This is a genomic window from Achromobacter veterisilvae, from assembly GCF_037619525.1.
In the GTDB taxonomy this organism is placed as follows: domain Bacteria; phylum Pseudomonadota; class Gammaproteobacteria; order Burkholderiales; family Burkholderiaceae_B; genus Achromobacter; species Achromobacter veterisilvae.
On sequence record NZ_CP148753.1, the window covers coordinates 3,509,512 to 3,532,568 of the forward strand.

General features: G+C 68.3%; 22 protein-coding genes. 14 read left to right on the forward strand and 8 right to left on the reverse strand.

Annotated features, from left to right (window positions below):
• Position 1 precedes the first annotated feature (1 nt).
• The 3 genes from WHX56_RS16345 to WHX56_RS16355 all read right to left on the reverse strand — a co-directional run bounded on the left by WHX56_RS16345 (position 2) and on the right by WHX56_RS16355 (position 3,914).
• Complete coding sequence (locus tag WHX56_RS16345; protein ID WP_129247027.1) at positions 2-892, reverse strand: branched-chain amino acid ABC transporter permease; 891 nt, start codon at positions 890-892, stop codon at positions 2-4.
• A gap of 98 nt (positions 893-990) precedes the next feature.
• Positions 991-2,199 (reverse strand): ABC transporter substrate-binding protein, encoded by a 1,209-nt coding sequence (locus tag WHX56_RS16350; RefSeq protein WP_129247025.1) that lies wholly within the window; start codon positions 2,197-2,199, stop codon positions 991-993.
• A gap of 143 nt (positions 2,200-2,342) precedes the next feature.
• On the reverse strand, positions 2,343-3,914 hold the full coding sequence (locus tag WHX56_RS16355; protein WP_338878373.1) for an amidase: 1,572 nt from the start codon (positions 3,912-3,914) through the stop codon (positions 2,343-2,345).
• Positions 3,915-4,059: 145 nt separating this feature from the next.
• Between WHX56_RS16355 and WHX56_RS16360 the strand changes: the two genes are divergently transcribed.
• The 4 genes from WHX56_RS16360 to WHX56_RS16375 all read left to right on the forward strand — a co-directional run bounded on the left by WHX56_RS16360 (position 4,060) and on the right by WHX56_RS16375 (position 6,850).
• Positions 4,060-4,749, forward strand: coding sequence for a FadR/GntR family transcriptional regulator (locus WHX56_RS16360; RefSeq protein ID WP_338878374.1), 690 nt, complete (start codon positions 4,060-4,062; stop codon positions 4,747-4,749).
• A gap of 123 nt (positions 4,750-4,872) precedes the next feature.
• A complete protein-coding gene (locus tag WHX56_RS16365; RefSeq protein WP_338878375.1) occupies positions 4,873-5,340 on the forward strand; it encodes a MarR family winged helix-turn-helix transcriptional regulator in 468 nt (155 codons plus the stop codon).
• Positions 5,330-5,764, forward strand: coding sequence for a hypothetical protein (locus WHX56_RS16370; protein ID WP_338878376.1), 435 nt, complete (start codon positions 5,330-5,332; stop codon positions 5,762-5,764). Before WHX56_RS16365 ends, WHX56_RS16370 begins: the two co-directional genes overlap by 11 nt.
• Before the next feature lie 147 nt (positions 5,765-5,911).
• Entirely contained in the window at positions 5,912-6,850 is a 939-nt protein-coding gene (locus WHX56_RS16375) for a tripartite tricarboxylate transporter substrate binding protein (protein WP_338878377.1), read from the forward strand.
• A gap of 65 nt (positions 6,851-6,915) precedes the next feature.
• Here WHX56_RS16375 and WHX56_RS16380 read toward each other — a convergent pair whose 3' ends face one another.
• The 3 genes from WHX56_RS16380 to WHX56_RS16390 are packed head-to-tail and all read right to left on the reverse strand — an operon-like array spanning position 6,916 to position 9,454.
• Positions 6,916-7,497 carry an amino acid synthesis family protein gene (locus WHX56_RS16380; protein ID WP_129246630.1) on the reverse strand — a complete coding sequence of 194 codons (582 nt, stop codon included), beginning with the start codon at positions 7,495-7,497 and terminating at the stop codon, positions 6,916-6,918.
• Positions 7,498-7,531: 34 nt separating this feature from the next.
• The gene (locus WHX56_RS16385) at positions 7,532-8,506 is read right to left on the reverse strand and encodes a Bug family tripartite tricarboxylate transporter substrate binding protein (protein ID WP_208742460.1); all 975 of its coding nucleotides are present in this window, start codon (positions 8,504-8,506) and stop codon (positions 7,532-7,534) included.
• Positions 8,507-8,545: 39 nt separating this feature from the next.
• Positions 8,546-9,454, reverse strand: coding sequence for an NAD(P)-dependent oxidoreductase (locus WHX56_RS16390; RefSeq protein WP_338878378.1), 909 nt, complete (start codon positions 9,452-9,454; stop codon positions 8,546-8,548).
• Between the two features lie 125 nt (positions 9,455-9,579).
• Here WHX56_RS16390 and WHX56_RS16395 point away from each other — a divergent pair, with 125 nt between their 5' ends.
• From WHX56_RS16395 to WHX56_RS16420, 6 genes are all read left to right on the forward strand, one after another.
• Positions 9,580-10,485: a LysR family transcriptional regulator gene (locus WHX56_RS16395; RefSeq protein WP_338878379.1), complete on the forward strand. Its 906-nt coding sequence runs from the start codon at positions 9,580-9,582 to the stop codon at positions 10,483-10,485.
• Between the two features lie 184 nt (positions 10,486-10,669).
• Positions 10,670-11,458, forward strand: a complete 789-nt coding sequence (locus tag WHX56_RS16400; RefSeq protein WP_338878380.1) for an SDR family oxidoreductase — start codon at positions 10,670-10,672, stop codon at positions 11,456-11,458.
• Between the two features lie 29 nt (positions 11,459-11,487).
• Entirely contained in the window at positions 11,488-12,729 is a 1,242-nt protein-coding gene (locus WHX56_RS16405; RefSeq protein WP_338878381.1) for a styrene monooxygenase/indole monooxygenase family protein, read from the forward strand.
• The gene (locus tag WHX56_RS16410; RefSeq protein ID WP_338881788.1) at positions 12,726-13,268 is read left to right on the forward strand and encodes a flavin reductase family protein; all 543 of its coding nucleotides are present in this window, start codon (positions 12,726-12,728) and stop codon (positions 13,266-13,268) included. Before WHX56_RS16405 ends, WHX56_RS16410 begins: the two co-directional genes overlap by 4 nt.
• 7 nt (positions 13,269-13,275) lie before the next feature.
• Complete coding sequence (locus WHX56_RS16415) at positions 13,276-14,898, forward strand: NAD(P)/FAD-dependent oxidoreductase (RefSeq protein WP_338878382.1); 1,623 nt, start codon at positions 13,276-13,278, stop codon at positions 14,896-14,898.
• Entirely contained in the window at positions 14,895-15,791 is an 897-nt protein-coding gene (locus WHX56_RS16420; protein WP_129246618.1) for a SphA family protein, read from the forward strand. The genes WHX56_RS16415 and WHX56_RS16420 overlap by 4 nt, the downstream gene beginning before the upstream one ends.
• On the opposite strand, the gene WHX56_RS16425 is transcribed toward WHX56_RS16420, so the two are convergent.
• Complete coding sequence (locus tag WHX56_RS16425; RefSeq protein ID WP_338878383.1) at positions 15,769-16,689, reverse strand: LysR family transcriptional regulator; 921 nt, start codon at positions 16,687-16,689, stop codon at positions 15,769-15,771. The genes WHX56_RS16420 and WHX56_RS16425 overlap by 23 nt on opposite strands.
• A gap of 98 nt (positions 16,690-16,787) precedes the next feature.
• On the opposite strand from WHX56_RS16425, the gene WHX56_RS16430 reads away from it, so the two are divergent.
• From WHX56_RS16430 to WHX56_RS16440, 3 genes are all read left to right on the forward strand, one after another.
• Entirely contained in the window at positions 16,788-17,918 is a 1,131-nt protein-coding gene (locus WHX56_RS16430) for an alpha/beta hydrolase (protein ID WP_338878384.1), read from the forward strand.
• Positions 17,915-19,114: an MFS transporter gene (locus WHX56_RS16435; protein ID WP_338878385.1), complete on the forward strand. Its 1,200-nt coding sequence runs from the start codon at positions 17,915-17,917 to the stop codon at positions 19,112-19,114. The genes WHX56_RS16430 and WHX56_RS16435 overlap by 4 nt, the downstream gene beginning before the upstream one ends.
• Positions 19,115-19,203: 89 nt before the next feature.
• Positions 19,204-20,265 carry an NAD(P)-dependent alcohol dehydrogenase gene (locus tag WHX56_RS16440; protein WP_129246612.1) on the forward strand — a complete coding sequence of 354 codons (1,062 nt, stop codon included), beginning with the start codon at positions 19,204-19,206 and terminating at the stop codon, positions 20,263-20,265.
• Between the two features lie 21 nt (positions 20,266-20,286).
• Here WHX56_RS16440 and WHX56_RS16445 read toward each other — a convergent pair whose 3' ends face one another.
• Entirely contained in the window at positions 20,287-21,315 is a 1,029-nt protein-coding gene (locus WHX56_RS16445; RefSeq protein ID WP_338881789.1) for an AraC family transcriptional regulator, read from the reverse strand.
• A gap of 214 nt (positions 21,316-21,529) precedes the next feature.
• On the opposite strand from WHX56_RS16445, the gene WHX56_RS16450 reads away from it, so the two are divergent.
• Positions 21,530-22,896 (forward strand): IS3 family transposase gene (locus WHX56_RS16450; protein ID WP_338878386.1). Its coding sequence is split into 2 segments (ribosomal slippage): positions 21,530-22,004 and positions 22,004-22,896, totalling 1,368 coding nucleotides; the frame shifts between segments, so codons are not numbered across the junction.
• Positions 22,897-23,057 lie beyond the last annotated feature (161 nt).

Below are 23,057 nucleotides of genomic sequence, written 5' to 3' on the forward strand. Positions count from 1 at the left end.
GTCAGACCTCCCGCGCGCGTTCGCCGAACAGGCCCTTGGGCCGGAACAGCAGGATCAGGATCAGGAGAACCAGCCCGTAGGTGTCGCGGTAGTCGTACGACAGGTAGACCGCGCCGAAGCTCTCCAGCACGCCCAGCGCCAGCGCCGCCAGGATGCTGCCGGGTATCGAGCCCATGCCGCCGATCACGACGATCACGTAGGACTTGATGGCCGGGAACGCGCCCACGTCCGGGGCCGGGTTGATGACCGGTGCCAGCAGCGCGCCGGCCAGCGCCGCGAGCACGCCGGAGGCCATGAAGATGATGCTGCTGGCGCGCGCCGTATCGATCCCGGCGATGGAGGCGCCCAGCCGGTTCTGCGCCACCGCCTGGACCTGCCTGCCCCAGAGCGAACGCTTGATGAACAGCGCCAGCCCCGCCAGCAGCACGATGGACAGGCCCGCGGTGATCAGCTTCTGGCCGCTCATCATGAAGGGGCCGATGGCCATGCGCGTCACGTCCGACAGGGCCGGGCCGCGCATGGGATAGGGGCCCACGACCTTGTCCACCAGATTGATCAGGAGCAGGGACAGGCCGAAGGTGACGACCACCGCGTATTCGTCCTTCATCAGGCCCCACGAGCCGTAGCCGGCGTACAGCGGACGCATCAGCCAGCGTTCCGTGGCCCAGCCCAGCAGCGCGCCCGCCGCGGCGGCGATGGGCAGCGCCAGCCAGGGCGGCACGCCCAGGGCCAGCGACACCAGGGTGTAGGTGTAGGCCCCTATCATGTAGAACTCGCCGTGCGCGAAATTCACGACCTTCAGGATGCCGAAGATCATGGTCAGGCCCACCGCCATCAGGGCGTAGAACAGGCCGATGATCAGGCCGTTGACGAACAGGTCCAGTGCCAGCACTCGATGCTCCCCGACGCCGGGGCGGGGCCCCGGCGTTCATTGCGGTTCAGGAATGGAGGCGGTCCGCCTCTAGGCAAAAAGCGTTCCCTCGGGGGCAATCACTTGGCCGGTTTGACCACTTTGTCGATCTGCAGCGGCTGGCCCGAAGCCTGGATCAGCGTGGTCTTGCTCAGGGGCTGGTCCACTTCGGTCAACTGGTAGGTGACGTAGGGAATGTCGACCCACTGCTGGTAGGTGTAGCCCGGCTGCTGCGAGAAGCCGAACTTGCCGCGCACGCCCTCGAACTGCATGCCTTGCAGGGTCTTGATGATGGCGGCGCTGTCGGTCGACTTGGCTTCCTCGATCGCGCGGGCGATCAGCAGCACCGAATCGGCGGCCTGGAAGATCAGGCGGTTGGGTTCGGTATTGGCCTGCTTCTGGTAGGCGGCGCCCACGTCCAGGCCCAGTTGGGGCATGGGCATCTGCGGGTGGTACAGGCCGAAGGCCAGCATGTACTTGCCGGCTTCCTTCACGTTCTTCCAGAAGTCGGGGTAGTCGGCGATGCCGGCGCCGTCGTAGAACCACGTCTTGGCGCTGGGCGCCACGCCCTGTTCGTACAACTGGTTCATCAGGATGTACGCGGCCGGCGGCAGCATGATGTTGACCACCAGGTCGGGCGGATTGCCGCGCAGCGGCAGCACCGCCGGCGTGAAGTCCTTGCCCGCGCGGTCCAGCGCCACGTACTTGTACTGGGTCTGCGGCGCGGTCTTCTTGAGGAAGTCGCCCAGCAGCTTGGCCTGGCCGATGCCGTAGTCGGTGTTCTCGGCGAAGGCGATCACGCTCTTGACCTTCAGCGCGGCGATCGTGTCAGCCATGGCGCTGGAGACGCGCGTGTTGTAGTTGACGGGGTTGAAAACCTCGGGATAGCCCTTGATGCGCACGTCGTCGGACCAGCAATTGGTGTTGACGTACGGCACCTTGTAGCGGTGCGCGACTTCGATCTCGGCCAGGCAGACCGAGCTTTGGTGGCCGCCCGTCACGGCGACGACCTTGTCGCGCGAGATCAGTTTTTCGGCGGCGGCGCGGCCTTTTTCCGGAATGCCCTGGTTGTCTTCGTAGACGATCTTCAGCGGGCGGCCCAGCACGCCGCCCTTGTCATTGATCATCTTGGCGATGATCTCCACGCCGTCCTTCACCTGGGTGCCTTGCACCACGGAGCCGGGCGGGGATTGCGCGATGCTCACGCCGATGACGATGGGGTCCGCGGCATGGGCGGAAGAGGCAAGAACGACCGCGGATACGGCTGCGGCAAAGCGAAGCAGTTTCATCGTTGTTTCCTTTTGGAAAGGAGCTGCGGCGATGCCGTCGTCCGCGAGGGCGAACGGTGTCGGCGGTCGGGGAACGTCGTCTGTTTTTTAATCCTGTAATACCGGTCTGACCAGTTAGTGTTTACCAGCATGCGGACCGGGCGTCAGGCGGCCAGCAGCGCCTCCACCCGCGCCGCGGCATTCAGCACGCGCCAGTCGGCGCCGCGCGCCCCGGCGATCTGCAAGCCTATCGGCAGGCCGTTGCGGCCGCTGCCACAAGGCAGCGTCAGGGCGGGCATGCCGGTCAGGTTGAAGGGCATGGTCAGTCCGGTGACGGCGGTGTGCAGCGGGACTTCCTGGCCGCCGATGACGACCGCGCCCGCGCCCGAGCGCGGCGGTTCGATGCGCAGGGTGGGCGTGACCAGGACGTCCACGGCCTGCATCGCCTGCTCGAACGTGCGCGCCAGGGCGGCGCGCCCGCGCTGCGCCCGCGTGTACCAGGTGGCCGGGAAGAACTGGCCGATCTCCAGCCGCACCCGCACGTCGGCGCCCAGGGTGTCGGGCTGGTCGATGAGCCGGCGCCAATGGATGTCGGTGGCTTCGCTGCACAGGGTCGCGAACTGCAGCGCCGCGCTGTGTTCGACGCCGGGCAGGTCCAGCGGAACCAGGACGGCCCCGTCGCCCTGCATCAGGGCCAGCGCGCGGTCGACCGCCTGCGCCACGTCGTCGGCCAGGGGCGCGTAGAAGTAATTGCGCGGCACGCCCACGCGCAGCCCGGCCAGCGCGCCGGGGCTGACGGTGCGTTCCGCCTGGCCCGCCATGATCGAATAGGCCAGCGCGGCGTCGGCCACGCTGGCGGCGATCGGGCCCAGGTGGTCCAGGCTGGCGCCCAGCGCCTGCGCGCCGTCGCGCGAAATGGCGTCGAACGTGGGCTTGAAGCCCACCACGCCGCAGCACGAGGCGGGAATGCGGATGGAGCCGGCCGTGTCGGTGCCGATGGCCAGGCGGACGATGCCGGCCGCCACCGCCGCGGCCGAACCGCCGCTGGATCCGCCCGCCGTGTAGCCCGCCGCCCGGGGATTGCCCACCCACCCGTAATGCGGGTTCTCGCTGGTGATTCCATAGGCCAGTTCGTGCAGGTTAGTCGTGCCGACCACCAGCGCGCCGGCATCGCGCAGGCGCGCCACCGCCGCCGCGTCGCGCAGGGCGGGAGGCGGCTTCAGCCCGCCGCTGCCGTTGGTCTGGGAGAAGCCCGCCACCTGCATGAGGTCCTTGACGGCGATCGGCACGCCCATCAGCGGCATGGCCGCGCCTTCGCGCAGCTTGCGGGCCGCGGCGGCGGCGGCGCCGTCCAGCGCGGGTGTGTCCGACAGGGCGATGAAGGCGTTCAGCCCGGCCTGCTGGCGCGCGGCGGCCAGCGCGGCCTTGGCGGCGTCGGCCGCGCGCTCGGGGGCGGCGCGGCATTCGCGCGCGATGGCGGCAATGCCCGGCGCGTGGCGCGACACCGCGATGCCGCGCCCGGCCTGCGCGGCCGGGAGCGGGTCGCCCGGCGCCGCCGGGGGCGGCTCCAGGTAGCCCAGCTCCGCTTCCGGCGCCAGCGCGTCCAGCATTTCCAGTTCGGGCAGGTTGACCCGCAGGCGGTCCAGCCATGCCTGGCGGCGTTCGGAATAGGGGTAGCCGCCCAGTCGGGCCAGGGCGTCGACGGCGCGGGCGAATCTGTCGTAGAGGTCGGTCATGAGCGGCGCTTCTGTCATGGAGGATGGGGCATTGTCCGGCCCGGTTTTATCCTTACCGGTCAGACCAGTTGGGTGTCATAATGCCCAGGCAGGATTTGGCTGTCAACGACCGCCGGCGCGCGCCCGCGCATTGAGGAATTCGAAGATGAACACCGTCGAGCATATTGCCCAGCAGTTGCAGGCCCGCATTCGTTCGAGCGAATGGGCGGCGGCCGGCAAGCTGCCGGGGCAGCGCCAGCTTGCCGAGGCGCTGGGCGTCAGCCGCGCCTCGCTGCGCGAGGCCATCACCATGCTGGAAGGCCTGGGGATGCTGCGCAGCGAAGCCGGCCGCGGGGTGTTCATCGCCAAGCCGGGAGAGAAAGGCCTGGGCAGCGCCTACGGCCGCTGGCGCTTCCAGGGGCGCTATGCGCTGCGCGACGTGTATCTGGTGCGCAACCAGCTCGAAGAACTCGCCGCCGGCCTGGCGGCCAGCGTCGTCACGCAGGCGGGCTTGAGCCGCCTGCGCGCCACCATCGTGCAGATGGAAAAGGCGGCCGATGCGGGCGACCTGGTCACCATGTCCGAAGGCGACCATGCCTTCCACGCCTGCCTGTTCGAGATCGCGGGCAGTCCCATGCTGCTGGACCTGGCCGAAAGCATCGGCGACGTGGTCGACGGCAGCCGCCAGGTCGCGTTCGCCGACCCGGCGCGCGTGCGCGAACCCATCCGCGAGCACGCCGACATCATCGACGCGCTGGCCACGGGCTCGCCCGACGCCGCGCGCCGCGCGATGCGGGCCCACATCTGCAACGTGGCCGACCGGGCCGGGCTGTCCCTGACGATACCGGGCGCCTAGCCGGCCCTGCGCCGCGCCGTTTTTTTGTGGCGGTTGTTCGAAGGCTGCGAAAAATCGGTATCGGCCCATATTGACAACCAGTTTCCAATATTGGAAACTGGTTGTCAATTTAGGGAGCCAGGAATGAATCCGACCAAAGGGGACCGGCTGACCGGCGTGATCGTGACGCTGTTCCAGCTAAATGGCGCGCTGCTCGATTGGGGCGATGCTTTTGTTGCGCCCGAGGCGCTGACCAGCGCCCGCTGGCAGATGCTGGGCGCGCTGGCCCTTGCCGGGCGGCCGCTGAGCGCGCCGCAGGTTGCCGCCGCCATGGGCGTCACCCGGCAGGGGGCGCAAAAGCAACTCAACCTGCTGACGCAGGCGCGGTTGATCGAAGTCCGCCACAATCCGCAGCACAAGCGCTCGCAACTGTACGGGCTGACGGAAGAGGGCCGGCGCGTCTACGGCACGATAGATGCGCGCTGGAAGGAGCGCGCCCGGCAGCTTGCCGACGGTTTCAGCGAGGCCGAACTGAAGACGGCGGAAAAGGTGCTGACGGGGCTGCTGGCCGCGCACGTCGCGGCGCAACCGGAGCCGGATCATGCGTCGTAGGATCCATGCTTTTTCCGCTGTGCTGGCGCTGCTGTTCGTTGCTGTCTTCTGGATATCGACGGTGGTGTCCGAGCTGTTCCTGTCCGCCGCCGCGGTGGCGCAGGTGAAGCTTGCCATCGCCTATGCCTTGCTGGGATTCGTGCCTGTCATGATGCTTACCGGGGCCAGCGGTTTCGCGCTGGGCGGCAAGGGCAGGCATCCGCTGCTGCTCGCCAAGCGCAGGCGCATGTCGTTCATCGTGGCCAACGGCCTGTTCGTCCTGGCGCCCGCGGCGGTCTTCCTGTCGATACGCGCCCAGGCGGGATCGTTCGATAGCGTCTTCTACAGCGTGCAGGCGCTGGAATTGGCGGCGGGCGCCGCCAACCTTGGACTGATCGGGCTCAATATTCGCGATGGCATCCGCCTGGGCCGGCGGCGTATCTGATATCCGCTGAGTATCACCAGTCAAATTCTTAATATTGGACGAGACCGGCACGCACCTTCTAGAGTCGCTCCACAACAGAGAAAGACCAAGGAGATAAAGGTGCAAAAGCGCAGGAGACATTTTATTGCCGCGGCCATGGGCGGCTGCATGCTGGGCGCGATACTGGCGGGCTTGCCGGTGGCCCACGCGGACAGCTTTCCTTCCCGCCCGATCAAGTTCGTGGTGCCGTTCGGGCCCGGCAGCGGAACGGACACGTCGGCGCGCTATTTCGCCCGGCAACTGCAAGACCTCACGGGCCAGCCCGTGGTGGTGGAGAACCGGCCCGGCGCCAATGGCTTCATCGCCGTGAAGAACGTGCTGAGCGCGCCGGCGGACGGCTACACCGTGTTCATCGGCAGCAATTCCACGCTGGCCGTGAACGCGGCGCTGTTCAAGCAATTGCCTTACGACCCCGTTGCCGACTTCGCGCCGCTGACCATGATGATGCGCTCTCCGGCCATGCTGGCGGTCAAGCCGCAGGCGCCGTACGCGGATTTGAAAGGGCTGATCGCCTACGCCAAGGCCAATCCGGGCAAGGCGGACTTCGGCGCCGGTTCGGCCGGCTACCAATTGATGGGCGAACTGCTGAACGACGCGGCCGGCATCCAGGCCGTGCACGTGCCGTTCAAGGGCGCGGCCGAGGCCATCACCGCCGTGGCCTCGGGCACGGTGGACTACACCTTTGCCGAAGTGACGGCAGTGCAGGAGCTTGCCAAGGACGGGCGGGTGAAGGCCGTTGCCGTCGCTTCCGACAAGCGCGTATCCACCTCGCCGGACGTGCCCACCGCCACCGAGGCGGGGCTGCCTGGCTTCGAAGCCTATACCTGGGTGGGCGCCATGGTCAGCGCCAAGACGCCGCCCGCCGAAACCGCCAAGCTGGCCGAGCTCTTCACCAAGATATCGAAAATGGATGAAACCCGCGGCTTCTACGAACGCCTGGGCGCCACGCCCATGACGGGCGGGCCGGAACAAATGCGCACCTTCCAGAAAAACGAGATCGCGCTGTGGAAGCGCATCGTCACGAAGGCGCAAGTGCCGCAGCAGTAAGCCAGGCACCGCTCTGCCGGGCGGGATCTTGACGGCGGCCCGGCAATACCGGGCCGCCGCTGCCTTCACCGCTGCCCGTCGTGCACCGCTACCGCTTCCTTGGTCAGCCCGCCCAGGCGCGAATGCACGCGGCCGCCCGTGCCCATGACCAGGGCGAACAGGATCTCGTTGGCGCGCGGCGCGTCCTGGATGCCGATCTCGATGCTGTTGAAGTGGCTGCGCACATAGGACGCATGGATGTAGTGCACCGGCACCATCATGCGGTAGCCGGCCACGGCCACGGCCTTGACGGCCGGCACCATGGCCTTGGGTTCGCCCAGCACGCTGCGCATGGCCCAGCCGCCGGCTTCGTGCCAGACGGCGCCGTGTTCCATTTCGCCGTCCAGGCCCACGATGGCGGCCTTGCTGTAGACCTCGACGTTTTCCTTGCCGCCCAGCGTTTCGACCAGTTCGGTCGCCAGCAGCGTGCCCAGGCTGCGCAGTTCGGCCATGAAGGGCATCAGGTCCGGCTCGTAGCGGCCGGCGTAGGGATTGCGGATGACGGCGCAGGAGGCGGCGAGCTTGAGGGGCTTCCCGGGCGCAGGGCCGTTTTCGTGGAAAGTGGTCTCGACGATCAGGCAGCGCTTGCGGATATCGATCAGCGACATTAAGTGGATTCCTGGAAGAAGTTGAACGGGGGAGTCATTGCGGCGGAATGCCGGTTTCCTTGACGATGGCGGCCCATTTGTCGATTTCGGAACGCACGAAGCCGCCGAATTCGGCCGGGGTCTGCACCTTGACGCTCAGGCCCTGGCGGGCGTAGGTCTGCTTGAGTTCATCGCTGGCCAGGGCCTGGTCCAGCGATTGCGACAGGCGGTCGAGCACCGGGCCGGGCAGGCCGGCCGGGCCCATGAGGCCGAACCACACGGTCAGGTCGAAGCCGGGCGCGCCGGTTTCATTGAGCGTGGGGATGTCCGGCGCCAGCGCGAAGCGTTCGGGGGTGCTGACGCCATAGGTCTTGACCTTGCCGGCGCGCGCCTGCTGCAGGCCGTTGGCCAGGTCGGTGAAGGTGAGGTCGACGGTGCCGCCGATGACGTCGGTGAGCGCCTGCGGGCCGCCCCGGTACGGCACCGGCGTGACGTTGATCTTGCCCATCGCGGCCAGCTTGGCGCCGAACACCTGCGCGCTGCCCGAGCCGTAGGCATAGGTCAGCTTGCCCGGATGCCGGGCGCCGTAGGCGAACAGATCGGACACCCGGTCGCCGGGCATGCGCGGCGATCCCACCAGCAGGTAGGGGGTCTCGGCCACCGCGCCGATGGGGGTGAGGTCGGTGGCGGGGTTGTAGGGCAGGTCCTTGAAGAGGCTTACCCCGCTGGCGGCGGTGGACACGCCCACCACCACCAGGGTGTAGCCGTCGGGCTTGGCGCGGGCGACGTCGTGGGTGCCGATGATGCCGTTGGCGCCCGGCTTGTTTTCCACCACCACGGGCTGGCCCAGGCCGTCGGCCATGGCCTTGCCCAGGCTGCGGGCCACCACGTCGGTGATGCTGCCCGGCGGAAAAGGCACGACCATGCGGATGGGGCGGTCGGGGTAGCCCGCGGCGCGGGCGCCGGCCGCGGCCAGCAGGGCCGCGCCCAGGCCGAGCGCCAGCTTGAGGGCGGCGGCGGATCGTTTCATGTCTGTCTCCTGTTCGATGTTGTTATGGTGTCCGGCCGTTCAGGCCGGCGGGGGCGCGTTCAGGCGCTCCAGGTAGCGGTGGATCTCGGTGTTGTCCGCGCCGGCGGGCAGCGCTTCGCGGGCGCGCTGCCACAGTTCCGTGCACAGCGACAACTGCGAGGCGGAAACGCCGGCCAGCGCCTGTAGCGAATCGGCGGTGCGCAGGTCCTTGGCCATCAGCGCCAGCGCGAAGCCGCCGTTGTAGGTGCCCGGCACGATGAACTGGCGCAGCTTGGTCTCGGTGGCCACGTTGCGGCCGCTGGAGGCATTGAGCACGTCGGTGAACACGTCCAGGTCCAGGTCCATGCGCCGGGCGATCAGCAGCGCTTCGCTGGCCGCCAGCAGGCCCGCCGCGTAGACATAGTTGTTGAGTGCCTTCATGGCGTGGGCGGAGCCCACCGCGCCCGTATGGATGATCGACGCGCCCATGCGCGAGAGCACCGGGCGCACGCGTTCCAGGCCGGCGGCGTCGGCGCCCACCATGATGGCCAGCGTTCCGGCGGCGGCCTTGGCCACCGCGCCCGATACCGGCGCGTCGATCAGCGTCACCCCGGCTTCGCGCAGCCGGGGCGCCAGCCGCAGCGTTTCGGCGGGGTTGGACGATCCCATGTCCAGCAGCACCGAGCCGGCGCGCATGATGCCGGCCAGCCCGTCCTTGCCTTCGATCACGGCGTTGGTGGCGGCGCTGTCGGGCAGCATGGTGATGACCACGTCGCAGGCGGCCAGCGCCTGGAGGCCGGCGGCCGGCTTGAGCGTCCTGTTCCAGGCCGGATGCCCCGCCAGGCGGTCCAGGCGCGCGGGGTCGCGGTCGTAGGCCAGGAGGTTGAAGTTTTCCTCGTCGCGGGCGAGGTTTTCCAGCATCGGCAGGCCCATCATGCCCAGGCCGACGAATCCTATGTTCAGTGCCATGCATTCCCTTTATCGAATCACCCTGGAAAACCGGCCAGGGGCCATCTGGAATGCTAATGAATGCCTGGATTCCGCTGTTATGCTAAGTTGGCCAGGGGATATAACAAAAGATTATCGGATACACCATGCGTTTCAAGCTCAGGCAGATGGAAGCGTTCCGGGCGGTGATGCTGACCGGTTCCATGAACGGCGCGGCCAAGCTGCTTTTCGTGTCGCAGCCGGCCATCAGCCGCCTCATCGCCCATACCGAGCAGAGCCTGGGCCTGCAATTGTTCGAGCGCGACAAGGGCAAGCTCACGCCCACCCCGGAAGCGCATCGCCTGTTCCAGGAGGTGGGGCCGCTGTTCGACGAAGCCCTGCGCATCGACGAACTGGCCCGCGACCTGGCCGAACGGCCGGAGGGCGCCCTGACGCTGTGCTCCAGTCCCAGCCTGGCGCTGAACTTCGTGCCGCCGGTCATCGCGCAGTACCTGGAGCTGTATCCCAACGTCAGGCTGAAATACCACACCACGCTGCTGGCCGACATGGCGCACGAGCTGCTGGGGCGCAAGGCGGAGCTGGCCGTCTCCGTGCTGCCCATCGACCATCCCAATCTGGTGGTGGAGCCGCTGGCCACCGGCGAGATGGTCTGCATCCTGCCGCAAGGGCATCCCCTGGCGTCGCGGCCGGCGGTGGGCCTGGCCGAACTGGCGGAGTGCAGGCTGATCCTCTACAGCCGCAATATTCCTTTCGGGCAGCTCGTGGCCGCCGCCTTCCAGCGCGCCAACGTCAGTTGGACCGCGGCGGTGGACATCGTGCGCGCGGAACTGGCCTGCGCCCTGGTGCGGGTGGGAGCCGGGGTGGCGATCGTCGACCAGTTCTCCGTCGGGCAGCAGGGCTGGCCGGGCGTGGTGACACGGCCGCTGCGCGAGTCGATTCCGCTTTCGCTGAGCCTGGTGCGTTCGCGCTTCGAGCGTCCCAGCCGGCAGGTGCAGCGCTTTGTGCGCCTCATCAAGGAACATGCGCGCGCCTCGCTCGCGACTGGCCCATGACGGCAACGCCGCGCCTGCGCAAAACGGACAGGCGCCGCAGTTTGCGGCCACGCCCGTGCGACTTCGATCAGCCTTTCCCCGAATAAGCGCACTCCGCGGATAGCGGCCGCCGGATCCGGCTACCGCGGCGCCGGCGCGCGGCGCCAGTATTCGCCTCACTCAGTCATGCGAGAGAGGTGATGCGATGAAGGGTCTGGAGAACAAGGTGGCCATCGTGACCGGCGGCGCCACGCTGATCGGCGCGGGCGTGGTCGCGGCGCTGCGCGACAAGGGCGTGCGCGTGGCGCTGTTCGATATCGACGCCGCGGGCGGCGAACGCGTGGCCGCGGCCGATCCCGCCGCCACGCGGCATTGGCCGGTGGACATCGCCGACGACGCGCAACTGGCGTGCGGCGTGGCCGGGGCCGCGGCCCATTTCGGCCGCATCGACTACCTGGTCAACCTGGCCGCCACCTACCTGGACGATGGCGCCGCATCCGGCCGCGCCGACTGGCTGCGCGCGCTGGACGTGAATGTCGTCAGCGCGGTGATGGCCGCCCGCGCCGTCCATCCCCATCTGCTCGCCGCCGGCGGCGGGGCCATCGTCAATTTCACCAGCATCTCGTCGCGCGTCGCGCAGACGGGCCGCTGGCTCTATCCGGTTTCCAAGGCGGCGCTGTTGCAGGTCACCCGCAGCCTGGCGATGGATTACGCCGCCGACGGCATCCGCGTCAATTCGGTGTCGCCGGGCTGGACCTGGTCGCGCGTCATGGACGAACTGACGCACGGCGACCGCGCCAAGACCGACCGCGTGGCCGCCGACTACCACCTGCTGGGCCGCGCCGGCGATCCGGCCGAAGTGGCCGAGGTGGTCGCCTTCCTGCTGTCGGACCATGCCAGCTTCGTCACCGGCGCCGACTACGCGGTCGACGGCGGTTATTCCGCCATGGGCCCCGAACAGGCCAGGCCCGCGATTCCGCGCCTGGCCGCCTAGGGCCTGTTAACACTAAAAGGAGAGCAAACATGCGTCGAATCGCGATCGTGGGAGGAGGGCAGGCGGGCCTGCCCTTGGCGCTGGGGCTGCTGGACAAGGGGTACGAGGTGACCGTGGTCACCAACCGCGAGCCCGACAGCATCCGCAAGGGCAAAGTGATGTCCAGCCAGTGCATGTTCGATGCCTCGCTGCAGATCGAACGCGATCTGGGCCTGAACCAGTGGGAGGCCGACTGTCCGACGGTCGACGGCATCGGCCTGGCGGTGCCGCATCCCGAGCGTCCCGGCCACAGGCTGATCGACTGGGCCGCGCGCCTGGACCGGCCGGCGCAGGCGGTGGACCAGCGCATCAAGATGCCGGCCTGGATGGAATTGTTCGAGGCCCGCGGCGGCCGGCTGCTGATCCAGGACGGCGGCGTGGCCGAGCTGGAGCTGCTTGCGGCTTCGCACGACCTGGTGCTGCTGGCCGCGGGCAAGGGCGAGGTCGTCAAGCTGTTCGAGCGCGACGCGCCGCGGTCCCGCTTCGACCGGCCGCAGCGGGCGCTGGCGCTGACCTACGTGAACGGCATGCGCCCGGCGCCGGAATACTCTCGGGTCGCCTTCAACCTGATTCCCGGCGTCGGCGAATACTTCGTGTTCCCGGCGCTGACGACGAGCGGGCCTTGCGAGATCATGGTGTTCGAAGGCGTGCCGGGCGGGCCGATGGACTGCTGGCGCGATGTCGCGTCGCCACAAGAGCACCTGGAGCAAAGCCTGCGTATCCTGCGCACTTATCTGCCCTGGGAGGCCGAGCGCTGCGGCGCCGTGGAACTCACCGACGCCAACGGCATCCTGGCCGGCAGTTTCGCGCCCACGGTGCGCAAGCCCGTGCTGACCCTGCCGTCGGGCCGCCAGGTGTTCGGGCTGGGCGACGCGGTGGTCACTAACGATCCGATCACCGGCCAGGGCTCGAACAACGCCACCAAGGCCTGCGCCGTCTACCTGCACGCCATTCTGGAACACGGCGACCGGGCGTTCACGCCGGACTGGATGCAGCGCACCTTCGAACGTTTCTGGGACTACGCCGGCGCGGTCGTCGAATGGACCAACTCCATGCTGATGCCGCCGGCCCCGCACCTGCTCAAGCTGCTGCAGGCGGCGGAAGGATCGCCGGCGCTGGCCAGCGCCATCGCCAACGGCTTCAACCATCCGCCCGCCTTGTTCCCGTGGTGGGGCGACGCGGCGGCGTGCGACGCGTTCATCGCCGCCAAGGCGGCGCGGGCGGCGGCATGACGGCCGGGCAGGCCACGGGGCGGCCGCTGGACTGGGGCCGCACCGATCTGCATCCCAAGGTCTTGCGCGGCGTGCTCGGCAGCTATCCGACCGGCGTGGCCATCGTGGCCACGCGCTGCCCGGACGGCCGCAAGGTCGGTCTGACCATCAATTCCTTCGCCTCGCTGTCGCTGGACCCGCCGCTGGTGCTGTGGAGCCTGGTGAACCATTCGCCGAACCTGGCGGCGTTCCGCGATTGCAGCCACTTCACCATCAGCGTGCTGGCCAGCGGCCAGGAGGCGCTGGCGCTGCGCTTCGCCAGTCCGGCGGTGCCGGACAAGTTCGACGGCGCGCCGCTACACGAGGTGCCCGAAGGCGTGCCCGCCATCGCCGGGGCCGTCGCCACGCTGGTCTGCGCCAACGACCAGCAACGCCCGGCGGGCGACCATCTGCTGCTGTTCGGTCGCGTGCTGCGCGTGGGCAGCGTGGCGGCCACGCCGCTGGTGTTCCATGCCGGCCGCTTTACCGCGCTGGCCGCCGCCCAGGCATCCGGGGAGTGAACCTGCCATGGCCACTCAATCGGAAGCCCAGGTCGTCATCGTCGGCAGCGGCATGAATTCGCTGGTCTGCGCGGCCCTGCTCGCGCAGCGCGGCAAATCGGTGCTGGTGCTGGAACGCAGCGACAGGCTGGGCGGATGCATCCGCACCGAGGAACTGTTTCCCGGCTACCGGCACGACGTGCTGTCCTGCTGGTATCCGCTGTTCGTCGGCAGTCCGGCCTACGCGGCGCTCAAGCCCGCGCTGCGCGACGCCGGGCTGGAATTCGCGCAGGGCGAATACGCGACCGGGCTGGTGCTGCCGGACGGCGTCGGCCTGGCGCTGAAGCAGGACCTGGAGGACAGCGCGCGGCGGCTGGACGCCTGGGCGCCGGGCGACGGCGCGGCGGTGGGCGCCATGGCGCGGCGCCTGTTCGGCGAGGACGCGGCGCTGACCTTCGGCCTGCTGGGCCAGAACCCGTACGGCGCCGGCATGCTCAAGCTGTTGTTCGGCGAATGGCGCAGGCGCGGCATGGACGGCCTGGCCGCCTTCGCCGCCGATTCGATGGAGAGCTTCCGCCGCTGGGCGGACCGCGAGCTGCGCTCGGACGCGGCCCGCGCGCTGATCGCGCCGTGGGTGCTGCACACCGGGCTGGGCCCGGACGACGCCTGTTCGGCCCTGATCGGCAAGCTGACCTTCGCGGCGGTGGTGGCCGGCGGCATGCCGGTGGTGAAGGGCGGCGGCAGCGGCGTGGTGGACGCGCTGGCCAAGGTCATCGAGGGACATGGCGGCCGCTTGCTGACCGGCGCCCGCGTCGAACGCATCCTCACCCGCGGCGACGGCCGGCGCCGCCGGGCGGTCGGCGTGGCGGCAGGTGGCCAGACGTACCGCGCTACCGAGGCCGTGGTCTGCAACGTCGCGCCGGGGCAGTTGTACGGCCAGTTGCTGCCCGATGCGCCCGAGCCGCTGCGCCGGCGCGCCGCCGGCTACCGCCACGGACGCGGCGGCATGCAGATCCATTTCGCCCTGAACGCGCCGCCCGACTGGCTCACGCCGGAATTGCGCCAGGTGCCGCTGGTGCACCTGACCGAAAGCATGGAGCAGGTCTGCGCCTCGGTGACCGAGGCCAACAACGGCCTGCTGCCCGCGCGCCCCACGCTGGCCATCGGCCAGCCCGTCGCGGTGGATCCGACGCGCGCGCCGCCGGGCGGATGGATTCTGTGGGTGCAGATGCAGGAGCTGCCGGTGCGCGTCAAGGGCGATGCCGCCGGCGAGATCGCCGCGCCCGCCGACGGCCGCTGGAACGAGGCCCTGCGCGAGGCGGTCGCCGACCGCGTCCAGGCGCGCCTGGAACGCGTGATGCCCGGACTGGCGCGGCGCATCGTCGGGCGGCGCAGCTATTCGCCGGCCGACCTGGAGGGTCTGAACTGCAACCTGGTCGGCGGCGACCCCTATTCGGGCGTGTGTTCGCCCGACCAGTTCTTCTGGCTGCGGCCTTTCGCCGGCGGCCATGGCGCGCGCGGGCACCGCACGCCGCTGCGCAATCTTTTCCACATCGGCGCCGCCACGCATCCAGGCCCCGGCCTGGGCGGCGGCTCCGGTTATCTCGTCGCGCAACATCTAGCGCCCCGCGGGGGCAGGAGCGGAACATGAGCAGACACCTACAGGGCGGGCGGCTGGCCTGTGCCGTGGCATTGGCGCTGGCGGGCGCGGCGGCTTCGGCCACCGAGGGCGGCGGGCTGGGCATCTACCCGGACGGCCTGGAGAACTTCATGTCGGGCGCGCTGCCGCCGCCCGGCGCGCATCTGCTGGTGTACGGAGGCGGGGCGCGCTACGACACCCTGCGCGGCAACGACGGAGAGCGCGTGCCGGTGCCGGGCTTCAAGGTGGACGTCAACGTGCTGGCGCCGCGCCTGATCTGGGTGACGCAGCAGCAGGTCATGGGCGGACAACTGGCCTTCCACGCGATCGCGCCGCTGCTGGACGTGACCTCCAAGGCCGCCGGCCAGCGCCACCGCAGTACCGGCCTGGGCGATATGACGCTGGGCGTCGCGCTGGGCTATCACCCATCCGCCACGCTGCACTACGTGGTCGGGCTGGACATGTACGCGCCCACCGGCGAATACGACCGCAAGGACCCGTCCAGCCTGGGCAAGAACTACTGGACGGCGCAGCCGGTGTTCGCGTTGAGCCGGGTCAGCCCGGACGGCTTCAACGCCGATCTGAAAGTGATGTACGACTTCAATTTCACCAACTCCGCCACCGACACCCGTTCCGGCCAGGCATTGCACGCGGACTACGCGCTGGGCTGGGGCGTGGGCAAGGGCTGGGTGCTCGGCGTGGGCGGCTATGCCTTCCAGCAGGTGACGGATGACAAGGGGCCCAACAGCGCCGCCGGCCGGGCGCGCGGGTTCGGCGCCGGCCCTTCGGTCCGGTATCTCAATGACCGGGGCTGGCTGTTCACCGCCAAGTGGGAGCAGGATTTCAAGGTGAAGAACCGGCCCGAGGGCGCGCAGCTCTACGTCAAGCTGGCGATTCCGTTCTAGCGGAAGGCCGGCCGAGGCGCAGGGCATTCACGACGAGCGCGAACGCCGGCGATGGCTGGCGCCTGCTGGGGTAGTACAGGTGGTAGCCTTCGAATTTCGGGCACCAGTCCTCCAGCACGCGCACCAGCCGGCCGTCGTCCAGATACGGCGCCAGCTCGTCGTCGGGCAGCAGGGCGAGGCCCAGGCCCGACAGCGCCGCGTCTATCTGGGGTTGCGTGGTGTTGAAGATCAGCGGCCCATCCACGCGCACATTGGCCCGGCGGCCGCGCCGCTCGAAGTCCCAGACATACAGCCCGCCCGAACTCTGCATGCGCTGATTGATGCAGGGATGCGCGGTGAGGTCTTGCGGCACCTTGGGAGCGGGACGGGTTTCGAAGTATGCCGGGGACCCGACCACCGCCAGGCGCATGAGCGGCCCGATGGGGACGGCGATCATGTCCTTGTCTATCGTTTTTCCCATCCGCACGCCGGCATCGAACCGGTCCGCGACGATGTCCCGAAAACCGTAGTTCACGTCGAACTCCAGCGTGATGTCCGGGTATTCGCGCATCAAAGGCGTGAGCTTGGGCAGCAGGATACTGTGCAGCACGTGGTCGCCACAGGTGATGCGGACCGTGCCGGCCGGCTTGTCGCGCAGCTCGGTCAGTTCGTCCAGCTCGGTCTCGATTTCATCAAAGCGATGCCCGATGGCGTTCAGGAGACGCTCGCCGGCCGCCGTGGGCGAGACGCTGCGCGTGGTCCGCGTAAGCAGGCGGATCTGCAGGCGCGTCTCCAGGCCGCTGATCGCCTGGCTGAGCGCGGACTGCGTCACGTTGAGCAATGAGGCCGCCCGCGTGAAGCTGCCTTCACGCGCCACGGTCACGAAATAGAAGAGATCGTTGAGGTTGCGCCGGACCATTGCCACAGTATTCCAGGGATATTCATTAGTCTAGCTTATAAGGTCATTAAGCATTCATTAGCTAGTCGGCAAGGCTCCGGGCAGCAAGAATATGGGCTATGAAAAAGCTCAAACAAACCCTGCCCGCGCTTCAGCACACCGGACGGCGCGAATTCCTGAATACGGTGGGCGCGGGCGTGGCGGCGTTCGGCGCGCAGTCGGTCGCCGGCAAAGCGTGGGCCGCCGCGCCCGTGGGCGCCCAGGCGCAAGAGGCGGCCATGCCCGCGGACGCCGACAATTTCTACACGAGCAGCGAGGTCCGCGCGCAGGCCGTGCGCTTCGGGAACCAGTACCAGATGGAAGTGGCGGGCAATCTCTACGCGCCGAAGGCGCTGGACCCCGATGCCCGGCACGCGGCGCTCGTGGTCGGCCATCCGATGGGCGCGGTCAAGGAACAGAGCGCAAACCTGTACGCCATAAAAATGGCCGAGCGCGGCTTCGTGACGCTTTCCATAGACCTGCCATGCTGGGGCGAGAGCGCGGGCCCGCGCAACCGGGTTTCGCCCGACATGTATGCCGAGGCGTTCAGCGCCGCGGTCGACTTCCTGGGCACGCAGCCGGCGATAGACCGCGAACGCATCGGCGCCATCGGCATCTGCGGCAGCGGCAGCTTCGTCATCAGCGCGGCCAAGATCGACCCGCGCATGAAGGCCATCGCCACCGTCAGCATGTACGACATGGGCGCGGCCAACCGCCATGCGCTGAACGGCTCGCTGGCCCTGGAGCAGCGCAAAGCCATCATCGCCGAGGCGGCGCAGCAGCGTTATTCGGAGTTCGGCGGCGGCCCGCTCAAGTACACCAGCGGGACGGTGCACGAATTGACCGCCCGGTCGTCCCCGATCGAACGCGAGTTCTACGAGTTCTACCGCAAGCCGCGCGGCGAATTCACGCCTGCCGGGGCCACTCCCGGGACCACCACGCATCCGACCCTGACGAGCAACGTCAAGTTCATGAACTTCTATCCGTTCAATGACATCGAGACGATCTCGCCGCGTCCGCTGCTGTTCATCACGGGCGACCGGGCGCACTCCAGGGAGTTCAGCGAGGACGCCTACCGGCGGGCCGCCGAGCCGAAGGAACTGGTCTGGGTGCGGGGCGCCGGCCATGTCGACCTGTATGACCGCGTGAACCTGATCCCCTGGGACAGGCTGACCGCGTTTTTCCAGAAGAACCTCGGCGCCGCGGCATGATGTCCGCCGTATCGACCGAAGCGCCGCGAATACGGGCGTCCTGGGGCGGGGTCTACGCCATGGCGGTCAGCGCCTTCGCGCTGATCGCATCGGAGTTCCTGCCCGTCAGCCTTCTGACGCCCATCGCGAACGACCTGCGCATCACCGAGGGCATGGCGGGCCAGGGGATCGCCATCTCGGGTGTCTTCGCCGTACTGACCAGCCTGTTCATTTCGGCGCTGGCCGGCAGGCTGGACCGCAAGATCCTGCTGCTGGGGCTGACGGCGGCGATGGGCGCCTCCGGCGCGACCGTCGCGCTGGCGCCGGACTACTTCACCTACATGCTGGGCAGGGCGCTCATCGGGGTCGTCGTCGGCGGCTTCTGGTCCATGTCGGCGGCCACGGCCATCCGGCTGGTGCCGGCGCACCAGGTGCCGCGCGCCCTGGCGATCGTCAACGGCGGCAATGCGCTGGCGACCGTGGTGGCCGCGCCGTTGGGCGCCTACCTGGGCGCCGTTATCGGCTGGCGCGGCGCCTTTCTTGGCCTGGTGCCGGTGGCGCTGGCCGCGCTCGCCTGGCAATGGATCGCGTTGCCGTCCATGCCGGTCGCGGCGCGCGCGCCGGGGGGCGGCCATGCGTTCAAGGCGTTCATGCTGTTCAAGCGCCCCGGCGTCGCCGCGGGCATGCTGGCCAGCAGCCTGCTGTTCATGGGGCAATTCTCGCTGTTCACCTATGTGCGCCCGTTCCTGGAGACGGTCGCCGGGGTGCATGGCGCCGCGATTTCTCTCATCCTGCTGGTCATCGGCGCGGCGGGTTTCATCGGCACCCTTCTCATCGGCCGCGTGCTGCAATGGCGTTTCTACCAGACGCTGACCGCGATTCCGGCGCTGATGGCCGCGACGGCGTTGGCCCTGGTCGCTTTTGGCGGCTGGAGCGCCGCCGTCGTCGCGTTGCTGGGGCTGTGGGGGCTGGCCGGCACGTCGGCGCCCGTGGGCTGGTGGGCCTGGATAGCCAGGGCGTTTCCCAAGGATGCCGAGGCGGGCGGCGGCCTGTTCGTTGCGGTGGTCCAGATGTCGATCGCGCTGGGCTCCACCGCGGGCGGCCTGCTGTTCGACCGCTATGGCTACCTGGGCGCCTTCGTGATGAGCGCCGCGCTGCTGGCGGGCTCCGCCGTCCTGGCCGCGATGACATCGTGCGCCGCGGCGGGGGCTGCCTGAGGCCGGGCGGCGGCACTATCATGCAATAAACGATCCGCACAATGTGCAGCGGGGAGCAGTCCCTCCACCCACTTTTCAAAGGAATCTCCATGACCATCAAAGCCTACGGAGCCCATGCGGCGGACCTGCCCCTCGGGTCCATGGACATCGCGCGCCGCGCCCCTGGCGCGCATGACGTGCAGATCGAAATCGCCTACTGCGGCGTATGCCATTCCGACCTGCACCAGGTGCGTTCCGAATGGGCCGGCACCTTGTATCCCTGCGTGCCGGGCCACGAGATCGTCGGCCGCGTGTCCGCGGTGGGCGCGCACGTGTCGGGTTTCAAGCCCGGCGACCTGGTCGGCGTCGGCTGCATCGTCGACAGTTGCCAGCACTGCGCCGACTGCGACGCGGGGCTGGAGAACTATTGCGATCGCATGGTCGGCACCTACAACGGCCCAACGCCCGATGCGCCGGGCCACACCCTGGGCGGCTACTCGCAGCGCATCGTGGTGCACGAGCGCTACGTGCTGCGCATACGCCATCCGGAAGGCCAGTTGGCCGCCGTCGCGCCGCTGCTGTGCGCGGGCATCACCACTTATTCGCCGCTGCGGCATTGGAAGGTGGGGCCCGGCCACAAGGTGGGCATCGTCGGCATCGGCGGCCTGGGACACATGGGCATCAAGCTCGCGCACGCCATGGGCGCGCATGTGGTGGCGTTCACCACGTCCGAATCCAAGCGCGGCGCGGCCAAGGCCCTGGGCGCGGACGAGGTGGTGGTTTCGCGCAATCCGGGCGAGATGGAGGCGCACGCGCAGAGCCTGGACTTCATCCTCAACACGGTGGCCGCGCCGCATGACCTGAATGCCTTCTTCGCGCTGCTCAAGCGCGACGGCACGATGACGCTGGTGGGCGCGCCGGCCACGCCGCATGCCGCGCCCGACGTATTCGCGCTGATCATGAAGCGCCGCGGCCTGGCGGGTTCGATGATAGGCGGCATACCCGAGACGCAGGAGATGCTGGATTTCTGCGCCGAGCGTGGCGTCGTCGCGGATATCGAGATGATCCGCGCGGAGGAGATCAACCAGGCCTACGAGCGCATGCTCAAGGGCGATGTGAAGTACCGCTTCGTCATCGACATCGCCAGCCTGGAGCCGGCCTCGCGGGGCTGAGCCGCCAGGTCGCCGATCGCCTCAGCCGCGCCGGCGCAGGCTCTGGCTGGGGCTTTCGCCGTAGCGCTCCTTGTAGCCGGCGCTGAACCGGCCCATGTGCGCGAAACCCCAGCGCAAGGCCACGCCCGCGATGTTGTGGGTGTCTCCCGACAGCAGCTCGGCGCGGGCGCGCTCCATGCGCAGGTCGCGCAGGTAGTGCATGGGGCTGACGCCGAGGAATTCCTTGAATCCCGCGTACAGGCTGCGCACGCTGACGCCGGCGATGCGCGCGAGCTGTTCGGCGCTGAGGGGTTCGTGCGCGTGCGCCTGCAGATAGTCCTGGACGCTGCGCACGTGGCGCGGCAGCACCGCGCCGCGGCGGCCGGACGGCACGCCCGTGTAGTTGTGGGGGTGGGCGGCCAGCAGGGTGGCCGCGACCAGTTGCTCTAGCTGGTGGACGATGAGCTTGTGCGCGGCCAGGTCCGCGTGCTGAGACGTACAGTCCAGCAGATAGTTCATCAGGCAGCGCCAGGCGGGGCATTCGCGCCAGCGGAACCCCAACTGGAAGCGCAGGGGGCGGTCCAGCGCGCAGCCCAGGTGGCCGACCAGGGCGCGTTCCAGCAGCGAGCGGCTTACGCGCAGCATGAACTGGTCGTTGTCGCCGCTCCAGCGCATGGCCAGGTCGTCGTCCGGGCTGACCACCGAGGCGACGTCGGGGGTCGAGTCCACCAACTGGGCGCCGCTGCTGATGCGGGCCGACCCCGACAGCGGCATCTGCACCAGGTAGAAGTCGTCGAGCGGGCCGGGCCGGATGTCGACATTGGCGCCGTAGCGCAGGCGGTTCAGCGAGACCTCGCCCAGCGGCTGGTGGTGCATGCGCGCGTCCAGGCGCTGCATCGCGCCCACCACGCCCAGTTGATGCGGCCGCATCACCCGGCCCACCATGGAACGCGCTTCGTCCAGGTCGCCGGACGCGAACAACTGTTGCGCCGGCAACCCCAGCACCGACTCGATGCGCGGTCCGGCGGGCGGCCAGGTCGTGCTGGTGGCGGGCGGCGTCGGGTTGAGCATGGCGGGGGATTCCTTGCGGGCGTTCACGTTCCCTTGCGGCGCGCCGCCACGGCCCCGGATCGCCGGCGTACGCGGCGGGCTGGCGGCCTCCCGCGAGGGGGCCTTGAAGGCTTCGATAGTAAAGCTGCGCGGGGTCCGGCGGTCTGGTGGAAAACCCGTCCCGGTGAACTGACCCCCGAAAGTTGGACTAAATCCGACCTTCGGGGGTTTTTGCATGGCGAAGTACGAGGAGAGCTTCAAGCTCAAGGTAGTCAGGCAGTATCTGTCTGGTTCAGGGGGCAGCAAGTCGATTGCTGCCCGTCATGGACTTGATTACGCAACGGTCAGGCGGTGGGTGAACGGTTACCGAGCCCACGGCATTGCAGCGCTGCGCGGCAAGGGTACAAGCTATGACGCGGCGTTCAAACTGAAGGTGCTCAAGCGGATGTGGCGCGAGCACTGGTCCCAGGCCCAGACGGCGACAGCATTCGACATTCGCTGCGCAGCTCACATTGGTAAATGGGCGCGCCAGTATCATGCTGGAGGTATCGACGCACTGCGGCCCCTTCGCAAGGGTCGTCCCAAGACCATGAGCACCAAGCCCACCAAGCCCGACGTACCCCTCACCGATCTGGACGACAAGCAGATCATTGCCCGGCAGAACCAGGAGTTGATCGAGTTGCGCGCCGAGGTCGCGTACTTAAAAAAACTCGATGCCTTGATCCAGGAAAAGAAGCGTGCGGCTGCGCAGAAAAAGCGCAAGTCGTGACTGGGTTGAGGCAGCAACATCCGTTGGCAGCCTTACTCAAGGCGGCCAGCCTGGCGCGCAGCACGTATTACTACCAGGTCAAGGTGGCTGAAGCTGCCGACAAGCATGCCGAGATCAAAGACAGGATCCGTGCTGTCTACGTACGCCACAAGGGTCGCTACGGCTACCGGCGCATCACAGCCGTGTTGCGCCAGACGGGGCAGTGTGTGAACCACAAGACGGTGCAAAAACTGATGCAGACGCTCGGGCTGAGGTCCTTGGTGCGCCCGAAGAAATATCGTTCGTACCGAGGCGAGGTAGGCCGCGTGGTGCCGAACCTGTTGGCACGCCAGTTCGAGGCCAACAGGCCCAACCAGAAGTGGGTCACCGACGTGACCGAGTTCAATGTACACGGTGAGAAGCTGTACCTGTCGCCGGTCATGGACCTGTACAACGGCGAGATCGTGGCCTACGAGACCAGCCGCCGGCCGCTGTTCCAGCTTGTGGGCAACATGCTGAAGAAAGCGTTGGCTCGACTCAGGCCAGGGGACCGTCCTGTTGTGCACTCCGACCAGGGTTGGCAATACCAGCAACCCCATTACCGGTGGATGCTGCAAGCACGTTCGATTACGCAGAGCATGTCACGCAAGGGCAACTGCCTGGACAATGCCGCCATGGAAAGCTTCTTCGGCACGCTCAAGGCTGAGTTCTTCCACCTGAACCGCTTCGAGAGCGTCGAGCAGTTGCAGGCCGGCATCCGGCGGTACATCCATTACTACAATCACGACCGCATCAAGCTCAAGCTAAAAGGCCTGAGCCCGGTGCAATACCGAGCTCAGGCCTTCGGGCTTTAGCTGACCGTCCAACTTCTGGGGGTCAGTTCACCGGGGCGGGGGTTCCTGTCCGTTTTCCGCATTGCCTATCCGCCGAATGCAGAAAACCGCGGCCGGGGCCGCGGTTTTCTGCGGACGGCTTGGCCGCCGTCAAATGAGCGGGGCGGGACTGGCGTCCGCCC

Coding starts and splice junctions, on each gene's coding strand:
- WHX56_RS16385 (WP_208742460.1), bottom strand. CDS start 8,506: ATGAAACGATCCGCCGCCGCCCTCAAGCTGGCGCTCGGCCTGGGCGCG.
- WHX56_RS16400 (WP_338878380.1), top strand. CDS start 10,670: ATGAAGGGTCTGGAGAACAAGGTGGCCATCGTGACCGGCGGCGCCACG.
- WHX56_RS16410 (WP_338881788.1), top strand. CDS start 12,726: ATGACGGCCGGGCAGGCCACGGGGCGGCCGCTGGACTGGGGCCGCACC.
- WHX56_RS16355 (WP_338878373.1), bottom strand. CDS start 3,914: ATGACCGACCTCTACGACAGATTCGCCCGCGCCGTCGACGCCCTGGCC.
- WHX56_RS16405 (WP_338878381.1), top strand. CDS start 11,488: ATGCGTCGAATCGCGATCGTGGGAGGAGGGCAGGCGGGCCTGCCCTTG.
- WHX56_RS16425 (WP_338878383.1), bottom strand. CDS start 16,689: ATGGTCCGGCGCAACCTCAACGATCTCTTCTATTTCGTGACCGTGGCG.
- WHX56_RS16365 (WP_338878375.1), top strand. CDS start 4,873: ATGAATCCGACCAAAGGGGACCGGCTGACCGGCGTGATCGTGACGCTG.
- WHX56_RS16390 (WP_338878378.1), bottom strand. CDS start 9,454: ATGGCACTGAACATAGGATTCGTCGGCCTGGGCATGATGGGCCTGCCG.
- WHX56_RS16375 (WP_338878377.1), top strand. CDS start 5,912: ATGCTGGGCGCGATACTGGCGGGCTTGCCGGTGGCCCACGCGGACAGC.
- WHX56_RS16430 (WP_338878384.1), top strand. CDS start 16,788: ATGAAAAAGCTCAAACAAACCCTGCCCGCGCTTCAGCACACCGGACGG.
- WHX56_RS16420 (WP_129246618.1), top strand. CDS start 14,895: ATGAGCAGACACCTACAGGGCGGGCGGCTGGCCTGTGCCGTGGCATTG.
- WHX56_RS16435 (WP_338878385.1), top strand. CDS start 17,915: ATGATGTCCGCCGTATCGACCGAAGCGCCGCGAATACGGGCGTCCTGG.
- WHX56_RS16350 (WP_129247025.1), bottom strand. CDS start 2,199: ATGAAACTGCTTCGCTTTGCCGCAGCCGTATCCGCGGTCGTTCTTGCC.
- WHX56_RS16380 (WP_129246630.1), bottom strand. CDS start 7,497: ATGTCGCTGATCGATATCCGCAAGCGCTGCCTGATCGTCGAGACCACT.
- WHX56_RS16370 (WP_338878376.1), top strand. CDS start 5,330: ATGCGTCGTAGGATCCATGCTTTTTCCGCTGTGCTGGCGCTGCTGTTC.
- WHX56_RS16360 (WP_338878374.1), top strand. CDS start 4,060: ATGAACACCGTCGAGCATATTGCCCAGCAGTTGCAGGCCCGCATTCGT.
- WHX56_RS16445 (WP_338881789.1), bottom strand. CDS start 21,315: ATGCTCAACCCGACGCCGCCCGCCACCAGCACGACCTGGCCGCCCGCC.
- WHX56_RS16395 (WP_338878379.1), top strand. CDS start 9,580: ATGCGTTTCAAGCTCAGGCAGATGGAAGCGTTCCGGGCGGTGATGCTG.
- WHX56_RS16415 (WP_338878382.1), top strand. CDS start 13,276: ATGGCCACTCAATCGGAAGCCCAGGTCGTCATCGTCGGCAGCGGCATG.
- WHX56_RS16440 (WP_129246612.1), top strand. CDS start 19,204: ATGACCATCAAAGCCTACGGAGCCCATGCGGCGGACCTGCCCCTCGGG.